Source organism: Pseudoduganella sp. GW821-FHT05F09, from assembly GCF_059419605.1.
In genome coordinates, this window is the sequence record NZ_JBWKSD010000018.1 from 1 (window position 1) to 18,446 (window position 18,446).

Sequence of the window (18,446 nt, forward strand, 5' to 3'; positions counted from 1 at the left end):
CAGGACCGTGAAACGATTTTGCGCCGATGATAGTGCTGCAACCAGTGTGAAAGTAGGTTATCGTCAGGCTAGTTATAAGAAAAACCCCGCTAAGTGATCTTGGCGGGGTTTTTTGCTTTCCGGTCCGCCTCCGTCCGTTGCGTGTGGCAAGTTGGTAACCAACGGTTTTGAGTTGCGGCAACATTCGGTGTACCATGTTCGCTTTCCTCTCCGAGACTTCAATGATAGTGAAGACCGCCCCCAACACGCTCCGCCGTGCCGTAGGTAACGTCTGCGCCGGCGCTGGTCTGCTTGCCGCGCTGCTGGCAACGCCCGCCTTTGCCGACGAACTGGCCGACGTGACCAAACTGCTGCGTGCTGGCAAGGCGAGCGAGGCGCTGGCCCGCACCAATGCCTTCCTGGCCAAGAATCCGGCCGATCCGCAGATGCGCTTTATGAAGGGCGTGCTGCTGACGGAGCAGAACAAGTCGGACGAGGCGATCGCCATCTTCACCAAGCTCACCGAGGACTACAAGGACCTGCCGGAGCCGTACAACAACCTGGCCGTGCTGTACGCCGCCAGCGGCCAGTACGACAAGGCGCGCGTGGCGCTGGAGAAGGCGATCCGCACCAATCCCAGTTATATGACGGCCTATGAAAACCTGGGCGACGTCTACGGCAAGCTGGCCAGCCAGGCGTATGACAAGGCGCTGGCACTGGGCAACGGCGCGCCGCCGGCCACGTCCAAACTCACGCTGCTGCGCACGTTCTCGAGCAGCACTGGCAGCAAGGTCAGCGTGAGCGTGCCGGACGCGCCGGCCGTTGCCGCTGCGCGTGCGCCCTCTGCGCCCCCTGCGGTGGCTGCCGCAGCTGCGCCCGCGAGCAGCGTCAAGCTGGTTTCGCAAATACCTGAACAACCAAAAACCGCGCCCCTGCAGCGCATTCCGTCGATGGCGGTGGCGCCGCAGGCTGCACCGGTGGCCGCCAAGCCGGCGCCGGCGCCCGTATCTGCGCCAGTGGCTGTCGCCGCCGCGCCGGCCAAGCCTGTTCCGGCTCCAGCGCCTGCCGCTGCCGCACCCGCAAAAACTGCGCCGGTTCCGGCTCCCGTCATAGCTGCCGCTCCGGCCAAGCCCGTACCTGCGCCTGTTGTAGCCGCTGCGCCGGCGAAACCGGCACCGGCACCGGCGCCAGTGCCTGCGCCTGTGGTGGCCGCCGCTGCCGCGAAACCAGCACCAGCCCCGGCGGCCGTGGCTGCCGCCGCGCCGGCCAAGCCGGCGCCGGTTGCCGCCGCTTCCGCTTCTGTTCCCGCGCCCGCGCCCGCTGCAGTCAAGCCGGCCGCCGGCAACGCCGAGCGCGACGAAGTGCTGAGCCGCGTAAATGGCTGGGCCAAGGCCTGGGCCACGCAGGATGTGAACGGCTATCTCGGTTACTATAGCAATGAGTTCACGCCGCCAAAAGGCGCATCGCGCAAGGCGTGGGCGGATGAACGCCGCGCGCGTATCGAAGGCAAGGGCCGCATCCGCGTTGAAGTCAACGCGCCGCAAGTGGTCATTACCGGCGATACGGCCAAGGTCACTTTCCGCCAGGTGTACGAGTCGGATCGCCTGTCGGCGAACAGCCGCAAGACCCTGGTCATGGTGAAGCACGGTGGAAAATGGCAGATCAAGCAGGAATCGTCGGGTAGCTGATGTCTTATTTTGAAGTCAGGTTGGGCCGGTTGGCGCGCGGATTGTTTTGCGCCGCACTGATGTTGGCATCGGGTGGGAGTAGCGCCGCCCGAAAGCAGCAGGCCGCGCCTGCGGCCAAACCCGAGCCCGAACAGATGCTGGTCGAGATTTACAAGGATCTGGCTGAAAACCATTTGCGCGACGCGCAAGCCAAGGCCGACGCGCTGGTGGCGGCCTATCCCACTTTCCACCTCGGCCACCTGGTGCGCGGCGACCTGCTGCTGATGCACACGCGCCCGGTCGTCAACCTGGGTGTGGCCTCCAGCAAGGAAGCGGAAGCGCGCCTGCAGGACTTGCGCCGCGAAGCCGCCGCGCGCCTGCGCGCCGAAACCAAGCCCGCCGAACAGCTGCAGCCGCGCGCGCTGCTCCAGCTGCGCAAGGACCAGCGCCACGCGCTGATCGTGGACGCCAAGCGTTCCCGGGTTTATCTTTATGAGAACCGCAACGGCGACATCCGCTACGTCAACGATTACTACTTCAGCCAGGGCAAGCTGGGCGTGAACAAGGTCAAGGAAGGCGATATGCGCACGCCGGTGGGGGTGTATTACATCTCCGGCCGCCTGTCCGGCGCCAAGCTGCCGGATTTTTACGGCAAGGGCGCGCTGCCGCTGGACTACCCGAATTCCTGGGACAGGCTGAACGGCCGCAGCGGCTCCGGCATCTGGATACACGGCGTGCCGCCGGAGACCTTCAGCCGCGCGCCGCTGTCGACGGACGGCTGCGTGGTGGTCAGCAATGACGACCTGCAAAAGCTGAGCCGCATCGTGGAAGTGGGCAAGACCCCCATCCTGATCGGCGACCAGGTGGAATTCGTCAAGCCCAGCGTGCGCGAAGACGACCGCAAGCTGGCCGACTCGCTGCTGGAAGCCTGGCGCCGCGACGCCGAACGGCGCGACAGCGACCAGCTGCGCACGCACTATTCGGCGCGCTTCAAGTCCATCAACGACGAGAACGCGGACACCTGGATCACGCGCCAGCAATTCCTCCCCGGCGCCAAGCGCGTGCACGTGGCCTTGCAGGATACCAGCCACTTCCGCCAGCCCAGCCACGAAGAAATCATCATCAGCACCTTCACGCAGCAGACCGCCGTCGGCAAGTTCCACCACTCGGTGCGCCTGCGCCAGTACTGGGCGCGCGAGGGCGCGCAGTGGAAGATCGTGTCCGAATCCGTGCTGTAATCAGGCCGCGTTTTTTGCCAGCCCCTCGCCGTCGCTGCGGCGCAAAGTCCAGAACGTGATCGAGGACAGCGCCGTCAGCACCGCCAGCGTAAAGAAGGCATGGTGCAGGGCGCTGGTCAGCGCCACCCTGTCCGTCTGCGGCAAATCCCCCAGGTACCAGCCCGCGATCAGCGAGCCGCAGGCCAGTCCGAAACTCATGGACAACTGCTGCAGCGAGCTGGCGATGGTGCTGGCCATGCTGCTGTCGGCGGGTTCGATGTCGGCATAGGCAATGCTGTTCATGCTGGAGAACTGCAGCGAATTGAAAAAGCCCAGGCACAGGCTGATCGCCACGATGGTGTACAGCGGCGTGCCCGGCCCCACGAATGTGTACATGGCGATGGTGCAGCCGATCAGCAGCGTGTTCACGATCAGCACATGGCGGTAGCCGAAGCGTGCCAGCACGCGCGTCGAGATAAACTTCATGCCCATGGCGGCGGCGGCGGACGGCATCATCAGCAAGCCCGATTGCCAGGCCGGCAGGCCCAGGCCCAACTGGTACAGCAGCGGCAGCAGGAAAGGCAGGCCGCCTATGCCCAGGCGCGTGACGAAGCCGCCCAGCACCGACACGCGGAAGGTGCGCACGCGCAGCAGCGCCAGGCGCAGCAGGGGATGGGGCGCCTGGCTGGCGTGCCAGCCGTAGGCGGCCAGCAGGCTGCATGAAATCAGCAGCAGCACCGCCGCCGAGGTGGGGTCGATCTTGTGTTCGCCGAACACCTCCAGCAGCCATGACAGCAGCGCCACCCCGGTGCCAAATAGCACCAGGCCTATCAGGTCGAGCGGGCGCTGCACCTCCGCGCGGTAGTCCGGCAGATGGCGCCACGCCAGGTAGACGGCGGCCAGGCCCACCGGCACGTTGATGAAGAAGATTTCGCGCCACGACAGCCAGTGCACGATCAGCCCGCCCACCGTGGGGCCGAGCAGGGGGCCGATCAGCGCGGGGATGATGACGAAGTTCATGGCCGCCAGCAGTTCGGCCTTGGGGAAGGTGCGGATAATGGCGATGCGCCCGACCGGCATCATCATCGCCGCGCCCAGTCCCTGCAGCAGCCGCGCCGCCACCAGCATGGGCGAATTGACGGACAGGCCGCACAGCACCGAGGCAATGGTGAAGATGGCGATGGCGCTCATGAACACGCGCCGGGTGCCGTAGCGGTCCGCCATCCAGCCGCTGATGGGAATGGCCACCGCCAGGCTGAGGATGTAGCTGGTGACCACCGCCTTGAGGCTGAGCGGCGTCACGTGCAGGCTGGCCGCCATGCTGGGAATGGCGGTGTTGACGATGGTGGAGTCGAGCTGCTCCATGAACAGGGTGGTCGCCACCACCCAGGGCAGATAGCGTTTGGTCGAGGAGCTGGCGGGACTGGTCATATGCCCGATTGTCACACAATCCGCTGTTGCGCGCCCCAGCTGTCCTCATACAGGATCCGCTGCACCGGCATGCGCTGGTCCCAGCGCTCCAGCTCCAGCATGGGGGCGCGGTAAAACTCTTCCACCTGGCCCACGCATAGCACGGCGATGGGCTGGCTGCCTTCCGGCATGCCGCACAGCTCGCGCAGGCGCTGCGGATCGAACAGCGACACCCAGCCCGCGCCTATGCCTTCGGCGCGCGCGGCCAGCCAGAAGTTCTGGATCGCGCAGGAGGCGGACGCCAGGTCCATCTCCGGCATGGTGCGGCGGCCGAACACAAAGCGCTCGCGCTGGTCGATCAGGCCCACCACAAGCACCTCCGCGCAGGCCAGAATGCCTTCCACTTTGAGCCGCATGAATTCTTCGGCGCGCTGGCCCAGCGCTTCGGCGGTGAGCTTGCGCTCGTCGTCCACCAGCTGGTGGATCTGCGCGCGCAGCGCGGGCGAGGCGATGCGGATGAAGCGCCACGGCTGCATCAGGCCCACGCTGGGGCCGTTGTGGGCCGCCGCGATAAAGCGCTCCAGCTGGCCAGCTTCCAGCGGCCCCGGTTTGAAATGGCGCACGTCGCGCCGCTCGCGGATGGCGCGGTAGACGCCGTCGATTTCCGCTTGCGGGAAGGCGTGCGGACTGCGGGGCTGGATCTCTTCCTTCATTTGGCGTCCTGCTTGGGCTGCGCCGCCAGCGCCACCAGGGCGTCCAGCAGCGGCCGGCTGGCGGCGGCGATGCGGTCCAGGCTAGCTTCGCGCAGCGCGGAGGTGTCCACCCGGTGCTCGCTTTGCAGGCCAGCCCATTTCAGCAGGGCGGCGCAAGCCTGCGGCGCGTCGAACAGGCCGTGCAGATAAGTGCCGAGGATCTGGCCGTCCGGCGAGCACGCGCCTTCCGGCCGGCCGTCGATGCGGAAGGCGGGACGCGACAGCGCCGGGCCGTCGGACACGCCCATGTGGATTTCGTAGCCGCTCACGGCGTCGTGCATGGCCTCCTGCGCGAAGGAGCAGGTGCCTGCTACTTGCACCAGGCGCTTGTCCGCCGTCAGGCTGGTATGCATGGCGAGCAGGCCCAGGCCCGGCGAGCGTCCGGGCGCGCCCTCGATGCCCAGCGCGTCGCTGACGTCCTGCCCCAGCATCTGGAAGCCGCCGCAAATGCCGATCACCTTGCCGCCGTAGCGCAGATGGCGTTCGATCACGGCCGGCCAGCCCTGCGCGCGCAGCCATTCCAGGTCGGCCCGGGTGTTTTTGCTGCCGGGGATGATGATCAGGTCCGCAGCCGGTATCGCCTCGCCCTGGCGCACGAAGCACAGGTCCACGTCCGGGTGGGCGCGCAGCGCGTCGAAGTCCGTGTGGTTGCTCATGCGCGGCAAGCTGGGTACCACCACGCGGAAGGCGCCGCGCGTGGCCTGCACAGGCTGCACCGCATCCTCGGCGTCCAGGAACAGGCCGTGCAGATAGGGCAGCACGGCCAGCACCGGTTTGCCCGTTTGCTGTTCCAGCCAGTCCAGTCCCGGCTCCAGCAGCTTGATGTCGCCCCGGAAGCGGTTGATGACGAAGCCTATGGTGCGGTCACGCTCGCTCTGCGACAGGCAGGACAGCGTGCCGACGATGTGGGCGAACACGCCGCCCCGGTCGATGTCCGCCACCAGCACCACCGGGCAGTCCACCGCTTCGGCAAAGCCCATGTTGGCAATGTCGCGGTCGCGCAGGTTGATTTCGGCCGGGCTGCCCGCGCCTTCCACTACCACCGCCTCGTACTGTTCCGCCAGGCGCGCGTGCGATTCCAGCACTGCGCTCATGGCGATGGTCTTGTACTGGTGGTAGTCGCGCGCATTCATCTCCGCGCGCACCTTGCCGTGGATGACCACTTGCGCGCCGGTGTCGCTGGAAGGCTTGAGCAGCACGGGGTTCATATCGGTGTGCGGTTCCAGGCCGGCGGCGATGGCTTGCAGCGCCTGCGCGCGGCCTATCTCGCCGCCGTCCGCCGTGACGGCGCTGTTGAGCGCCATGTTCTGCGGCTTGAACGGCGCCACGCGCACGCCGTCCTGTTTCAGCAGGCGGCACAAGGCCGCCACCACGGTGCTTTTGCCGGCGTCCGAGGTGCAGCCCTGCACCATCAGGGTTTTGTAGGGGAAGTCCATCAAGGGTTCATCCATCACTTCGTCCTGTGCTGGCGCGCCTGTTCCAGCTTTTCGCACAGCATGGCCGTGCCCTGGATCATGCGCGGACCCGAGCGGTTCAGCAGGTGGCCGTCTACGGTGAACAGGTTGTCGTTCTTCACCGCCAGCAGGGTTTTGTAGGGACGCCACAGGTTCACGCCGCCGTAGTTCTTTTCGGAGGTGGCGAATACCGCTTCCGGGTCTTCGCGCAGCACGCCTTCGATGTCGACCACCGGCGCGGTGATTTTCAGGCCGCCGAAAATGTTCACGCCGCCGCACACGCGCATGGCGTCCGAAACGATATGGCCGCCGCTCAGCGTGTACAGCGGCTTGTCCCACACCTGGTAGAACACGCGCACGGGCGGGCGTTTCGCGTATTGCGCGGTGAGGGCGGCCAGCTTGTCGCGCCATTCGGCGGCCACTTTGCCTGCCACGGCTTCGGTGCCCAGCAGTTTGCCCATGCGCTCGATATTGTCCGGAATGTCGGCCAGTTTTTTCGGCTCGCTGTGGAACAGCGGTATGCCGAGCTGGCGCAGGGTTTCGATCTGGCGCTCGGAGCTGCCGTGCATCCAGATCACGATCAGGTCCGGTTTCAGCGATGCGATGCGCTCCATGTCCACCTGGCGGTTGTCGCCCACGTTGGGGATTTTCTTGGCCGCTTCGGGATAGTCGCTATAAGTGACGGTGCCGACGATCTTGTCGCCGCCGCCGGCCGCGAACAGCAGCTCGGTGACGTGCGGCGCCATGGCGATCACGCGCTGCGCGGGCTTTTGCAGGGTAACCGGCTTGCCGTCGTCGTCGTTGACGGTGATGGCGGCGGAGGCGGGAAGTGCAGCCAGCGCGGCGGCGGACGCGAACGCCAGGCCGGCCAGTGTGCTCAGGAGTCTATTCATTGTTTTTCCTTGGTCCATAAGGTGAGTGCCAGTTCGAGGCGCCGCCAGCCTGCTTCGTCCGGCGGCAGGCCGAGGCGGATGCCGCGCGCTGCCTTGGTAAACAGGCGCACCCAGATGCCTTGCCGCGCCATGTGTTCGTGAAAGTCCTCCGCGCGCGCTTCGGGCCACCACTGGAACAGCGCGCTGCCGCTGGAGCGGATGCCGTGCGCGGCCAGCAGGGTTTGCAGGCGCCGGCCGCTGCTGCGCAGCTGTTCGCGCATGCGTTCCTGCCAGGCGCTGTCCTGCAGGGCGGCGAGGGCCACTTGCTGGGCGGGGCCGCTGACGGTCCAGGGACCCAGCAGGCTGGCCAGCGCGTCCAGCAGCGCAGGCCGGGCTGCCACGAAGCCGAGCCGCAGCCCGGCCAGGCCGAAGAATTTTCCGACCGAGCGCAGCACGATCAGGCCTTCCGGCATGGCGGAACCCGCGCCCGTGCCGGCGGCGCTGGCCTGCGCCCCGGTGTCGCCAAAGGCCTCGTCCACTATCAGCCAGCCGCCGCGCGCGGAGAGCCGGGCGGCCCAGTCCAGCAGCAGCTCGCGCGGCACGGTGGCGCCGGTTGGGTTGTTCGGGTTGACGATCACCATCACCTCGCATTCGGCCACGGCGGCATCCAGCGCATCGTATGGCACTTGCCGCAGCGTGTGGCCGTGCTGCGCCCAGTGGTGGGCGTGCTCCGCATAGGAGGGCGCCGCCACCACAACGCGCGAAGGCAGGCGCAGGCGGGGCAGGGCCTGGATGGCCGCCTGCGTACCGGCCACGGCCAGCATTTGCTGCGCGCCGTAATAGGCTTGCGCCGCCAGCGCGAGCGCGGGGTCCGGCTCGGGAAGGCGGTGCCATGCATTGTCTGCGATGGCTGGCGCTGGATACCACTCGGGGTTGATGCCGGTGGAGAGGTCTAGCCAGTCGTCGCGTCCATAGCGCTTTGCGGCCTCGCGCAGATTGCCGCCGTGTTCAAGCATGCAAGCCTCCTGCGAGGGGAATGGCCATAGCAATGGCCACGGCTGCAGCCACGGCCAGCCAGAGCGCCGTGGTGCGCGCAACCAGTTGCCATGCGCGCTCGATGTCCGCGCTTTGCGCTGCGGCGCCGCTGCCCAGCGGCGGACGCTGTTCCGTTTCGCCGTCATAGACCGCTGCGCCGCCGAGCGCCAGTCCAAGCGCGCCTGCGCCGCTGGACATGACAGGACCCGCGTTCGGGCTGCTCCATGCCGGCGCCTGCGTGCGCCAGCAATGCCAGGCCAGGCGCTTGCCCGCCAGCGTGGGCGCGAGCAGCACATAGGACAGCGCGGTAAGGCGGGCGGGGATGTAGTTCAGCGCATCGTCGATGCGGGCGGCGGCCCGGCCGAAGTGCAGGAAGCGCGCATTGCGGTAGCCCCACATGGCGTCCAGCGTGTTCGCAAGGCGGAACAGCACCGCGCCCGGGCCGCCGGCGACGGCGAACCAGAACAGCGTGCCGAACACCGCGTCGTTGCCGTTTTCGAGCAGCGATTCGGTGCTGGCCTTCGCCAGGTCGGCCGGCGTGGCGTGGGCCGTGTCGCGGCTGACGATACGGGAGGTCAGGTGGCGCGCGGCCGGCAGGTCGCCTGCCGCCAGTGCATCGGCGATAGGCAGGTTGTGGTCGCACAGGCTGCGCAGGCCTATGCAGAAGTACAGCATCAGGGCATGCAGCAGGGGATGCAGCACCAGCGCGGCGCCGCCAGCTGCGGGAATCCGGGTGGCGCCCCAGGCCAGCAGTGTGGCCGGCACGACCGCCAGCAGCCATGCCAGCACCCCGCGCGGGAAGCGCAGGCCGCCCTGGTTCAGGCGGCGTTCAATGGCGTTCGCCAGTTTGCCGAAGCCGACCAGCGGGTGCCAGCGCGGCGTTTCGCCCAGCAGCAGGTCGAGCGCCACGCCTGCCGCAAGCAGCAGCGCGATGGCGGCGGCGCCCAGGCCCATCAGCATGGCGCGCCTTTCAGCACCAGCGGCAGCCCGGCGGCCACGAACACGGCGCGGCCGCACGCGGCGGCCACGGCCTGGTTCAGGCGCCCGGCTTCATCGGTGAAGGCGCGCGAAACGGCGCCATAGGGAACGATGCCCATGCCCACTTCGTTCGACACCAGCACGATGTCGCCGGCGGCCTGCTCCAGCGCCGCCAGCAGCGCGGCGCGCTCGGTGTGGAAGCGCTCGGGCAGCGTTATCTCGCCCACGTCCGGATACTCCGTGCCGCCGTCGAACATCAGGTTGCTGAGCCACAGCGTCAGGCAGTCAACCAGCACCAGGCGGTGCGGTGCGCACCATTGCCGCAGGGTTGCGGCGAGGGCCAGCGGCTCTTCAACCGTGGTCCATACGGCAGGGCGCTGGCGCTGGTGGCGGGCGATGCGGACCGCCATTTCGCCGTCCCCGGCGCGGGCCGTGGCGATATACACGACCTCCTTGCCGGAGGCGGCGGCAAGCTGCTCCGCATACGCGCTCTTGCCGGAGCGCGCGCCGCCGAACACCAGCGTGCACGTCATGCTGCGCTCCGCGTGAACATGGCGGCCACTGCGGCCGGGTTGGACGGGAAGTAGGCGTGGAAATAGGACGCCGTCAGCGAACCCACCCGGTAGACGGCCTCGCCATCCGCGCCGGACGGATGCTTGACCGTGCGCGCGGCCGGCGCCAGCGAGGTTTCCATGGACGAGTAATGGAAGGTGTGGCCGCGCAGTACGCCGTGCGGCGTGGGCATGCCTTGCGAACCCAGGCCTGCCAGGCGCGCCTGCATGGCGACGCGGCCCGGCAGCAGCGCCGCCATATTCCAGACCGCGCCCGCCTTGTCGGCCAGCGTCTCGGCCAGCGCCATCATGCCGCCGCACTCCGCCACGATGGGCGTGCCGTCGCGGTGCGCGGCGCGTATCGATTCCTGCCAGCGCTGCGCATGGGCCAGCTTTTCCGCATGCAGCTCGGGATAGCCGCCGGGCAGGTAGACCGCGTCCGCACCGGCTGGCACAGGCTGGTCCGCCAGCGGCGAGAAGAATTCCAGCGTGGCGCCCAGTTCGGCGAGGGTTTCCAGGTTGGCCGGATACAGGAACATGAAGGCGGCATCGCGCGCGATGGCCACCTTGCGGCCTTCCAGCGGGCGTGCATCCGGCGCCGGCGTCTCGCTCGCGGCGAGCGCATCGCCCAGCTCCAGGCGCGTGCTGCGCAGATTGCTCCACGCCGCCTCGTCGAAACTGAGCTGGTCCGCCAGCTGGTCCAGCATATCGTCGATGCCTTCCACTTCGGACGGCAGCACCAGGCCCAGATGGCGCTCCGGCAGCGAACGCGCCTGCTTGGGCAGCGTGGCGAACAGCGGGATGTCGCGCAGAGACGCCGCCACCATGGCGGCATGGCCCGGGCTGGCGACGCGGTTGGCGATCACGCCCGCCATGTCCACCGGCCCATAGTCGCGCAAGCCGTGCACCAGCGCGCCGGCGGTCTGCGCCATGGAGCCGGCGTCGATCACCGCCATCACCGGCACGCCGAACTCGCGCGCCAGGTCGGCCGACGACGGCGAGCCGTCGTACAAGCCCATGACGCCTTCGATCAGGATCACGTCCGCCTCCAGCGCCGCCTGCGCCAGCTGCGCGCGGCACGCTTCGCGGCCCACTATCCACAAGTCCAGCGATTTCACGGGCGCGCCGCTGGCGCGCTCCAGCAGCATGGGGTCGATGAAGTCCGGCCCGCATTTGAACACGCGCACGGTGCGGCCCATCCTGGTCAGCTTGCGCGCCAGCGCCGCCGTGGCGGTGGTCTTGCCCTGGCCGGAGGCCACGGCGGCCACCAGCACCACGGCCGCGTTGATGTGCGAAGACGTTACCATTCCGTGCCCGCCTGCGCGCCTATGCCGGCCTTGAAGGCGTGCTTCACCACGTTCATCTCGGTCACGGTGTCCGCCACGTCGATCAGTTCCTGCGGCGCGCCGCGGCCGGTAATGACGACGTGCTGCATGGCCGGCCGTTCCAGCAGGTCGGCGATCACGGTGTTCACGTCCAGGTAGCGGTACTTGAGCGCGATGTTCAGCTCATCGAGCACCACCAGGCCCACTGCGGGATCGGCCAGGAAGCACTTGGCCTGTTCCCACGCCTGCTCCGCCTTTTCGATGTCGCGCTCGCGGTTCTGGGTTTCCCAGGTATATCCCTCGCCCATGGAGTGGAAGCTCACTTCCTCCGGGAAGCGGCGCAGGAACATCTCCTCGCCGGTTTGCATCGCGCCCTTGATGAATTGCACCACGCCCACCTTCATGCCATGGCCCATGGCGCGCACCGCCATGCCGAAGCCGGACGAGCTCTTGCCCTTGCCGTTGCCGGTGTTGACGATGATGATGCCGATCTGCTTGTCCGCCGCCGCGATCTTGGCGTCGATGATGGCCTTCTTGCGCTCCATGCGGACGCGGTGGCGCTCGTTCAGTGCGTCGATATCGTTATGTTCGCTCATGCGATTGCTTCTTTCGGTATGAAGATGTGGCGCTGGCCGTGCCGGATCACGTCGATCGGGTGGCCCAGGTAGTCGCTCAGTATGTCCGGCTGCATCACGTCCGCCACCGGCCCGGCCAGCCAGCGGCCGTCGCCCATCAGCAGCAGGGCGTGGGTGGAGACGCTGTGCGCCAGCGTCAGGTCATGGCCGACCATCACCACGGTTTTATGTTGTTCGCGGCACAGCTGGGACAGCAGGCGCATCACGCTGACCTGGTGCGCCAGGTCCAGCGCGTTGGCCGGTTCGTCCAGCAGCAGCAGCGGCGTGTCCTGCGCCAGCATGGCGGCAATCGCCACGCGCTGGCGCTCGCCGCCGGACAGCGTGCGCACATTGCGCTCCGCCAGCTCCGCCACTTCCATGGCCGCCAGCGCGTCCATGGCCAGGCGGTGGTCGCCGGTGTTTTCCCAGTAGCGGTCGCCGTGGTAGGGGTGGCGCGCCGACAGCACGGTTTCAATCACGCTGTAGGCAAAGGCGTCGTTGCGCGACTGCGCAAGGAAGGCGCGTTCGCGCGCCAGCCCGGCCAGCGGCCAGTCCGGCAGGCTGCGGCCCTGGATGGAGACGCTGCCTTCGGTGGCCGGGATCAGGCCCGCCAGCGTGCGCAGCAGGGTGCTTTTCCCGGCGCCGTTGCGGCCGATCACGCTCCAGCATTCGCCGTCGCGCACCTGCCAGTTCAGCCGGTCGACCAGCATGCGCGCGCCTATGCGCAGTGTCAGTTGATGGGTGGCGATCATTTTTGCAGCCTGTGAAGTTGGTACAGGAAGACCGGCGTGCCGATCAGCGCGGTCACCACGCCCACCGGCAGCTGCAGCGGCGCGAACAGGGTGCGGGCCAGGGTATCGGCCAGCACCAGGTAGCCGCCGCCGGTCAGCATCGCGGCCGGGATCAGCACGCGATGGTCGGGGCCGAAGGCGAAGCGGCAGGCGTGCGGCACGATCAGGCCCACAAAGCCCACGCTGCCGGCATTGGTGACCGCGCTGGCGGTCAGCAGGGCCGATACGAAGAACAGCCCTTTGCGCAGCGCGCCCACGTTGACACCCAGCGTCACAGCCGCCTCGGCGTGCAGCGCCATCACATTGATGGCGCGCGCGCTGCGCAGTGCGAACAGCGTGCCGCCGGCCAGCACGATCCAGGGTATCCAGCGCATCGGCGCGCCGGCCAGGTCGCCGATCAGCCAGAACACCATGGTGCGCAGGCGGCTTTCGGGGGCGATCGACAGCATCAGCGTAATCAGCGCCGTGCAGGCCGCCGTCAGGATCACGCCCGTCAGCAGCAGCAGGGCGGTGCCGCCTTCCGCCGCCGCGCCGCTGCGCATGTCGCGCCGCGCCAGGAAGTACAGCATCATGGACACCGCCACGGCGCCGCCGAAGGCCGCCGCATCCACTACCCAGGCCGCGCACATGAACAGCATGGCCGCCAGCGCGCCCACCGCCGCGCCGGACGAAATGCCCAGCACGTAGGGGTCGGCCAGCGGATTGCGCAGCAAGGCCTGCATCATCACGCCCGCCAGGGACAGCGCCGCGCCGGTGACAAAAGCCGTCAGCGCGCGGCTGCCGCGCAGGTCGAGCAGGGTGGCGGCCAGGCTGTTGGCCTGGCCGCCCCACAGCTCGCCCAGCGCGCCGGGAATGTCGGACAGCGGAATGTGCACCGAGCCGGTCACGCCGGAAAACAGCAGGCTGGCGATGACGAACAGCAGCAGCGCGCCGGTGATGGCGGCTGCTCGCGTGCGCAGGTTGCGGGAGTGTGGATGCATGTGCCTTTTTGTACCTTTATTTAATGCCGTAACGCACAGCGGCAAAGAACTTGGCGCCCGGTGTAGCGTAGTTGCGCGCCACTTCGTAGTTCTTGTCGGTGACGTTGTTCCAGCGCGCCAGCACGGACCAGTCGCGCGCGAACTGCCAGGTGGCGTACAGGTTCAGCAGGCTGTAGCCGCCCAGGCGGCGGGCGTTGGCCGCGTCGTCGAAACGGCTGCCGGACACTTGCAGCTCGGCGCCGGCGGCCACTGCGCCGCTGGCGTATTCTACGCTGGCGTTGCCGTGTTTTTTCGCGCGGCGCGCCAGCGATTTGCCGGTGGTCTCGTCTTTCGGGTCCTGCCAGTCGGCGTTGCCGGCCACGGTGAACGCGCCCAGGCGGCGGCTGGCGCTCAGCGACACGCCTTCCAGCATGGCGTGGTTGACGTTGTAGGCGCAGCTGCCCTTGCGTGCCGGGTCCGGGCACGGGGTGGTGGTCACCAGCATGTCGGTCAGCTTGTTGCGGTAGATGCTGGCGCCGAATCCGGTCACGCCGTCGTCGTACTGCAGGCCGGCTTCGGCGTTTCGGCCTTGCTCGGGCTTGTTGTTCTCGTAGCCGAAGCCGGGGTAGTACAGCTCATTGAAGGTCGGCGCGCGGAAGCTGGTGGCGTAGCTGGCGCTGGCGCGCAGCGCGCTGCTGAAGCGGTAGCCGTAGCCGGCCGAACCGGTGGTCTTGGTGCCGTACTGCGAGCTGTCGTCCGCGCGCAGGCCGAAGGTGGCCAGGTGCGCGCCGCGCTTCAGGCTGTAGGCGCCGGCGTAGGAATCGGTCTTGCGGACCTTGCCCAGCGCAGGCGTGGTGCCGGACACCACTTCTTCTTCGCGGTGGCCGAACAGCACTTGCAGGGTGTCTTCGCCGATGCGGAAATCATTCTGCCAGGTGGCGTCGGTCTGCTTGCTTTCGATGCGGCTGTAGGCGCTGGCCACGCCGGTGTCGGAGACCGAGGTGTCCTCGGCCTTGGCCAGCTGCACGGTGCTGTGCCAGTTGGCCGACAGCTGGTTCTTGCTGAATACGCCGATGTTGGCTAGCTTGGTCTGGCTGCGCGTGTCGTAGCGGCTGGCGCCGCTGTCGAACTGGCCGTCGGTGCGGCTGTTCAGGAACACCAGGCCCAGGCCATGGCCCTTGGCGACCTGGAAGCCGAACTGGCCGGAGGTGCTCACGCGGTCGTAGCCGTCGTCGTCGGCGTTGTAGCTGGTGCTGCCAGGCTTGGTGGCGGAGAAGCCGTCCGACTTTTCCTTGCCGGCGCTGAGCGCGTAGCTGAAGCTGTTGTCGCCCTCGGTGGCGCCGAAGATGCTGGCGTCGAATTTGCGGGTCTTGTCGCTGCCGGCGCCGAGCGAGGCCGACACGGTCTGCGGGCCAGCGCCCTTTTTCGTAAAGATCTGTATGACGCCGCCAATGGCGTCGGCGCCGTACAGGGAGCTCATGGGACCGTAGACGATTTCAATGCGGTCGATCGCCTGCAGCGGAATACCGGACCAGCTGGCGGTGCCGGACGACAGGGAGCCGATGCGCACGCCGTCCACCAGCACCACGGTCTGGTTGGCGTTGGCGCCGCGCAGGAACACGCTGGAGTTGGTGCCGGGGCCGCCGTTGCGGGAGATCTCGATGCCGCGCTGGCGCTGCAGCAGGTCGGTGATGGAGCCGGCGCCGGAGCGCGCGATGTCTTCCGCGCCCAGGGTGACGATGTCGCTCAGCACGTCGCGCTGCAGCTGCGGCGAACGGGTGGCGGTGACGATGACGCTGTCGGAAGCGGTGGTCTGGGCGTAGGAAGGCGTGCACAACGCCATAGGAATAGCCAGCGCAAGCGACGTGGCGGCCGCGTGCCGGATTACAGGAGAGCTCATATTATTTCTTTGTATAGTATGCAACCAGCCTACTTCCCCGTGGGCTGGATTGAACAGATGCGCGCAGCGCATCCACCTGCTTTGGCCGGTATCCGGGCTCGCAAGTTGAACTGCCTCACCTTCCCATGCAAAGCACAGTGGTCTTAAGGAGGCAGCTTGTCGCTGTGGGCGACACTTGTTTACCGTTGCGGGGGCAGCACACGTTGGCCGTTTTCCTTGTGGGGAGCGGCGTCGTGTTTCCCGTTTAACTGCGCGCATGGACATGCGCGCGGGCACCAAAACGCCGCCATTATATCGGCTTCAGGCGACAGCTTCCAAAATGACAGTTTCGCCGTAGGCGATTTTGTGCGGCGCGGCGGCGGCCCGCAGCGCGATTTCCTCGAGAGGGAGGCCGGCTTTTAGGCCGGCTTCGAGCGCCATCAGCAGGCGGATGGTGCCGGCGTGGCAGATGATGGCGGCGCGCCGGTGCCCGTGATCGTGTTCTTGCTTGCTCCGGTCCAGCAGCTCCGCCCGGAACGCCGCCACGCGCGCCGCCACCTGCAGCACGCTTTCGCCGCCGCCGGGACGGTAGTTCGCCAGGTCCGCCGCCCATGCATCGATCTCGGCGCGCGGAATGTCGTCCCAGCTGCGCAGCTCCCAGCCGCCGAAATCCATTTCCGCCAGGCGCGCGTCCAGCGTGTGGACGCCAAGGCGGCCGGCCAGCACGGCGCAGCGCTGCAAGGGACTGGCGTAGACAGGCGTACCGGGAGGGATGCTGGCGCTGCCCAGCAGCGCGGCGTGCACGCGCTGGATATCGTCCTGCGCTGCGGGCAGGTCGCTGCTCCCGTAGCAGACGCCCGGCGCCACCAGCGGCAGCGGATGGCGCACCAGGATCAGGCGCATGCCTACGCCTGCCATGCGCCGTGGCCCAGCCCGGCCAGCACGCACAGATAGATCAGCACCTCGGCCAGCTGCTGCACCGCGCCCAGACAGTCGCCCGTATAGCCGCCGATGCGGCGCTTGAATTTGCGGCCCAGCCAGACGGCGGCGGCCAGCGCCGCCAGCGTCGCCGCGCCGATGGAAATCCAGGGCAGCCATCCCATACAGCCGATGAGCGCTGCAGGCAATGCGGCGCAGGCGCACGCAATGCCGAATTCGGCGCCGTTCATTTCCTGCGCCATGGGCTTGGCCTTGCCCTCGGCGCGCGCGTATTCCATTCGCCAGATCAGCGAAGTGGCGGCCAGCCGGGAAAGCGGATGCGCCAGGAACAGCGCGGCCACGGCCACGGCGGGCGGCAGCATGGCCAGCGCCGTGCACTTCACCGCCAGCAGGCAGATGGTGCCGATCGCGCCATAAGCGCCGATGCACGAGTCCTTCATGATCTCGAGCACGCGCCCGGGCGTCATGCCGCCGCCAAAGCCGTCGCACATATCGGCAAAGCCGTCCTCATGGAAGGCGCCGGTGGCATAGATGCCCGCCGCCGTCGCCAGCAGCACCGCCACCGGCGCCGGGAAGAGCCACGCCGCCGCCGCGTACACCGCCGCCGCGATAGCCGCCACTACCAGTCCCACCAGCGGGAAGTAGCGCGACGCATGGTGCAGCCAGGACGGTTCGAAGCCCACCCAGCGCGGAATGGGCAGGCGCGTGAAGAACTGCAGCGCTATAAAGAACAGGCGGAGCTGATGCATGGCGGCCTGGATTTACTCTGACTTCTCGCTGACCTGGGCCGACTCAAAGGTCGCCATCTGGTTCACGAAATTCACCGCCGCCTGCAGCAGCGGCAGGGCCAGCGCGCTGCCGGTGCCCTCGCCCAGGCGCAGGCCCAGGTTCAGCAACGGGCGCGCGCCCAGGTTCTCCAGCATCAGCTTATGGCCGCTTTCGTCCGAGCAGTGCGCAAACACGCAGTAATCGAGAATGGCCGGCTGTAGGCGCGCCGCAACCAGCAGCGCGCTGGTGACGATGAAGCCGTCGATCAGCAGCACCTTGCGCAGCTCGGCCGCCTTCAGCATGGCGCCCGCCATCATGGCGATCTCGAAGCCGCCGAACGCCGCCAGCGCTTCCAGCGGCGCGGTGGCGCCGGCATGCTTTTCAGCCGCCGCTTCAATCACGCGCTGCTTGTGCAGCACGCCGCCGGCGGACAAGCCCGTGCCCGCGCCCACGCATTGCGCCGCAGGGATGCCGGTCAGCCTGTGCATCAGCGCTGCGGCCGCAGTGGTGTTCCCTATGCCCATTTCGCCGAAGCCCAGCACATTGCCCGTCACGCTGGCAGCGAGCGCCTTGCCGTGCTCCAGCGCGGCGGCGCACTGCTCCGCCGTCATGGCCGGCTCCTGCGCAAAGTTGCGCGTGCCGTGCGCCACCTTGCGGTCGTGCAGGCCGCCGCGCGGGCCGAAGTCATGGTTCACGCCCGCGTCCACCACGTGCAGTGCGCAGCCCATCTGTTTTGCAAACACATTGATCGCCGCGCCCTCGGCCAGGAAGTTCTCCACCATCTGCCAGGTAACGTCCTGCGGATAGGCCGACACGCCTTCCGCCACCACGCCGTGATCGCCCGCGAAAACCAGGATGGCCGGCTCTACTATAGAGAGGGCAGTCGTGCCCTGGATCAGGCCTATCTGTTTAGCCAGCGTTTCCAGTACGCCCAGGCTGCCGAGCGGCTTGGTCTTGTTGTTGACGGCGCGCTCCAGCGCGGCGGACAGGTCGGGATTGGCGGTAGGGGAGATGGTCATATATTGCAGAGTAAAGGAAACGAGATGCGATGGTACAGCTTGGCCTTGCGGAACGCGAGTAGCTTTGCTATAGTTCTGTCCCCGCGCTGCTGAACATACGCAGCGTAGGAGAGTAGGAAAATGAGGGGTTGACGGTTTAAACGAAACGCCTCATAATCTTGCCTCTCTGCTGCTGAACAAAACGCTTCAGCAAGTAACGCAGAATTCTTTAAAAATTAACAGTCGATAAGTGTGGGC

Annotated in this window: 17 protein-coding genes and 1 riboswitch; of the genes, 2 read left to right on the forward strand and 15 right to left on the reverse strand. The window is 67.5% G+C overall.

From position 1 onward, the window contains the following. The first annotated feature begins 221 nt into the window (after positions 1-221). Both AC07S4_RS30140 and AC07S4_RS30145 read left to right on the forward strand, forming a co-directional pair. Positions 222-1,667, forward strand: coding sequence for a L,D-transpeptidase Cds6 family protein (locus AC07S4_RS30140; RefSeq protein ID WP_494990093.1), 1,446 nt, complete (start codon positions 222-224; stop codon positions 1,665-1,667). A 59-nt stretch (positions 1,668-1,726) separates the two neighbouring features. Further along, the gene (locus tag AC07S4_RS30145) at positions 1,727-2,884 is read left to right on the forward strand and encodes a L,D-transpeptidase family protein (protein ID WP_494990094.1); all 1,158 of its coding nucleotides are present in this window, start codon (positions 1,727-1,729) and stop codon (positions 2,882-2,884) included. On the opposite strand, the gene AC07S4_RS30150 is transcribed toward AC07S4_RS30145, so the two are convergent. From AC07S4_RS30150 to cobT, 15 genes are all read right to left on the reverse strand, one after another. After that, a complete protein-coding gene (locus AC07S4_RS30150) occupies positions 2,885-4,294 on the reverse strand; it encodes a DHA2 family efflux MFS transporter permease subunit (RefSeq protein WP_494990095.1) in 1,410 nt (469 codons plus the stop codon). An 11-nt stretch (positions 4,295-4,305) separates the two neighbouring features. Continuing rightward, positions 4,306-4,986, reverse strand: a complete 681-nt coding sequence (bluB, locus tag AC07S4_RS30155) for a 5,6-dimethylbenzimidazole synthase (protein ID WP_494990096.1) — start codon at positions 4,984-4,986, stop codon at positions 4,306-4,308. Continuing rightward, positions 4,983-6,461 (reverse strand): cobyric acid synthase, encoded by a 1,479-nt coding sequence (locus tag AC07S4_RS30160; RefSeq protein WP_494990109.1) that lies wholly within the window; start codon positions 6,459-6,461, stop codon positions 4,983-4,985. Before AC07S4_RS30160 ends, bluB begins: the two co-directional genes overlap by 4 nt. A gap of 14 nt (positions 6,462-6,475) precedes the next feature. After that, positions 6,476-7,372: a cobalamin-binding protein gene (locus AC07S4_RS30165; protein WP_494990097.1), complete on the reverse strand. Its 897-nt coding sequence runs from the start codon at positions 7,370-7,372 to the stop codon at positions 6,476-6,478. Further along, on the reverse strand, positions 7,369-8,367 hold the full coding sequence (cobD, locus tag AC07S4_RS30170) for a threonine-phosphate decarboxylase CobD (protein WP_494990098.1): 999 nt from the start codon (positions 8,365-8,367) through the stop codon (positions 7,369-7,371). Before cobD ends, AC07S4_RS30165 begins: the two co-directional genes overlap by 4 nt. Next, positions 8,360-9,346 carry an adenosylcobinamide-phosphate synthase CbiB gene (gene cbiB, locus AC07S4_RS30175; protein WP_494990099.1) on the reverse strand — a complete coding sequence of 329 codons (987 nt, stop codon included), beginning with the start codon at positions 9,344-9,346 and terminating at the stop codon, positions 8,360-8,362. Before cbiB ends, cobD begins: the two co-directional genes overlap by 8 nt. Then, the gene (gene cobU, locus AC07S4_RS30180) at positions 9,340-9,897 is read right to left on the reverse strand and encodes a bifunctional adenosylcobinamide kinase/adenosylcobinamide-phosphate guanylyltransferase (protein WP_494990100.1); all 558 of its coding nucleotides are present in this window, start codon (positions 9,895-9,897) and stop codon (positions 9,340-9,342) included. The genes cbiB and cobU overlap by 7 nt, the downstream gene beginning before the upstream one ends. After that, a complete protein-coding gene (locus AC07S4_RS30185; protein WP_494990101.1) occupies positions 9,894-11,222 on the reverse strand; it encodes a cobyrinic acid a,c-diamide synthase CobB in 1,329 nt (442 codons plus the stop codon). Before AC07S4_RS30185 ends, cobU begins: the two co-directional genes overlap by 4 nt. Continuing rightward, complete coding sequence (gene cobO, locus AC07S4_RS30190) at positions 11,216-11,836, reverse strand: cob(I)yrinic acid a,c-diamide adenosyltransferase (protein WP_494990102.1); 621 nt, start codon at positions 11,834-11,836, stop codon at positions 11,216-11,218. The genes AC07S4_RS30185 and cobO overlap by 7 nt, the downstream gene beginning before the upstream one ends. Then, positions 11,833-12,606 carry an ABC transporter ATP-binding protein gene (locus AC07S4_RS30195; protein WP_494990103.1) on the reverse strand — a complete coding sequence of 258 codons (774 nt, stop codon included), beginning with the start codon at positions 12,604-12,606 and terminating at the stop codon, positions 11,833-11,835. Before AC07S4_RS30195 ends, cobO begins: the two co-directional genes overlap by 4 nt. Beyond that, positions 12,603-13,625, reverse strand: a complete 1,023-nt coding sequence (locus AC07S4_RS30200; RefSeq protein WP_494990104.1) for a FecCD family ABC transporter permease — start codon at positions 13,623-13,625, stop codon at positions 12,603-12,605. Before AC07S4_RS30200 ends, AC07S4_RS30195 begins: the two co-directional genes overlap by 4 nt. A 16-nt stretch (positions 13,626-13,641) precedes the next feature. Next, positions 13,642-15,504, reverse strand: a complete 1,863-nt coding sequence (locus AC07S4_RS30205; protein ID WP_494990105.1) for a TonB-dependent receptor domain-containing protein — start codon at positions 15,502-15,504, stop codon at positions 13,642-13,644. A gap of 66 nt (positions 15,505-15,570) precedes the next feature. Beyond that, positions 15,571-15,799, reverse strand: a riboswitch (cobalamin riboswitch). A 5-nt stretch (positions 15,800-15,804) separates the two neighbouring features. After that, positions 15,805-16,386 carry a histidine phosphatase family protein gene (locus tag AC07S4_RS30210; protein ID WP_494990106.1) on the reverse strand — a complete coding sequence of 194 codons (582 nt, stop codon included), beginning with the start codon at positions 16,384-16,386 and terminating at the stop codon, positions 15,805-15,807. Positions 16,387-16,388: 2 nt separating this feature from the next. Beyond that, positions 16,389-17,171: an adenosylcobinamide-GDP ribazoletransferase gene (locus AC07S4_RS30215; protein WP_494990107.1), complete on the reverse strand. Its 783-nt coding sequence runs from the start codon at positions 17,169-17,171 to the stop codon at positions 16,389-16,391. A gap of 12 nt (positions 17,172-17,183) precedes the next feature. Beyond that, positions 17,184-18,209: a nicotinate-nucleotide--dimethylbenzimidazole phosphoribosyltransferase gene (gene cobT, locus AC07S4_RS30220; RefSeq protein ID WP_494990108.1), complete on the reverse strand. Its 1,026-nt coding sequence runs from the start codon at positions 18,207-18,209 to the stop codon at positions 17,184-17,186. Positions 18,210-18,446 lie beyond the last annotated feature (237 nt).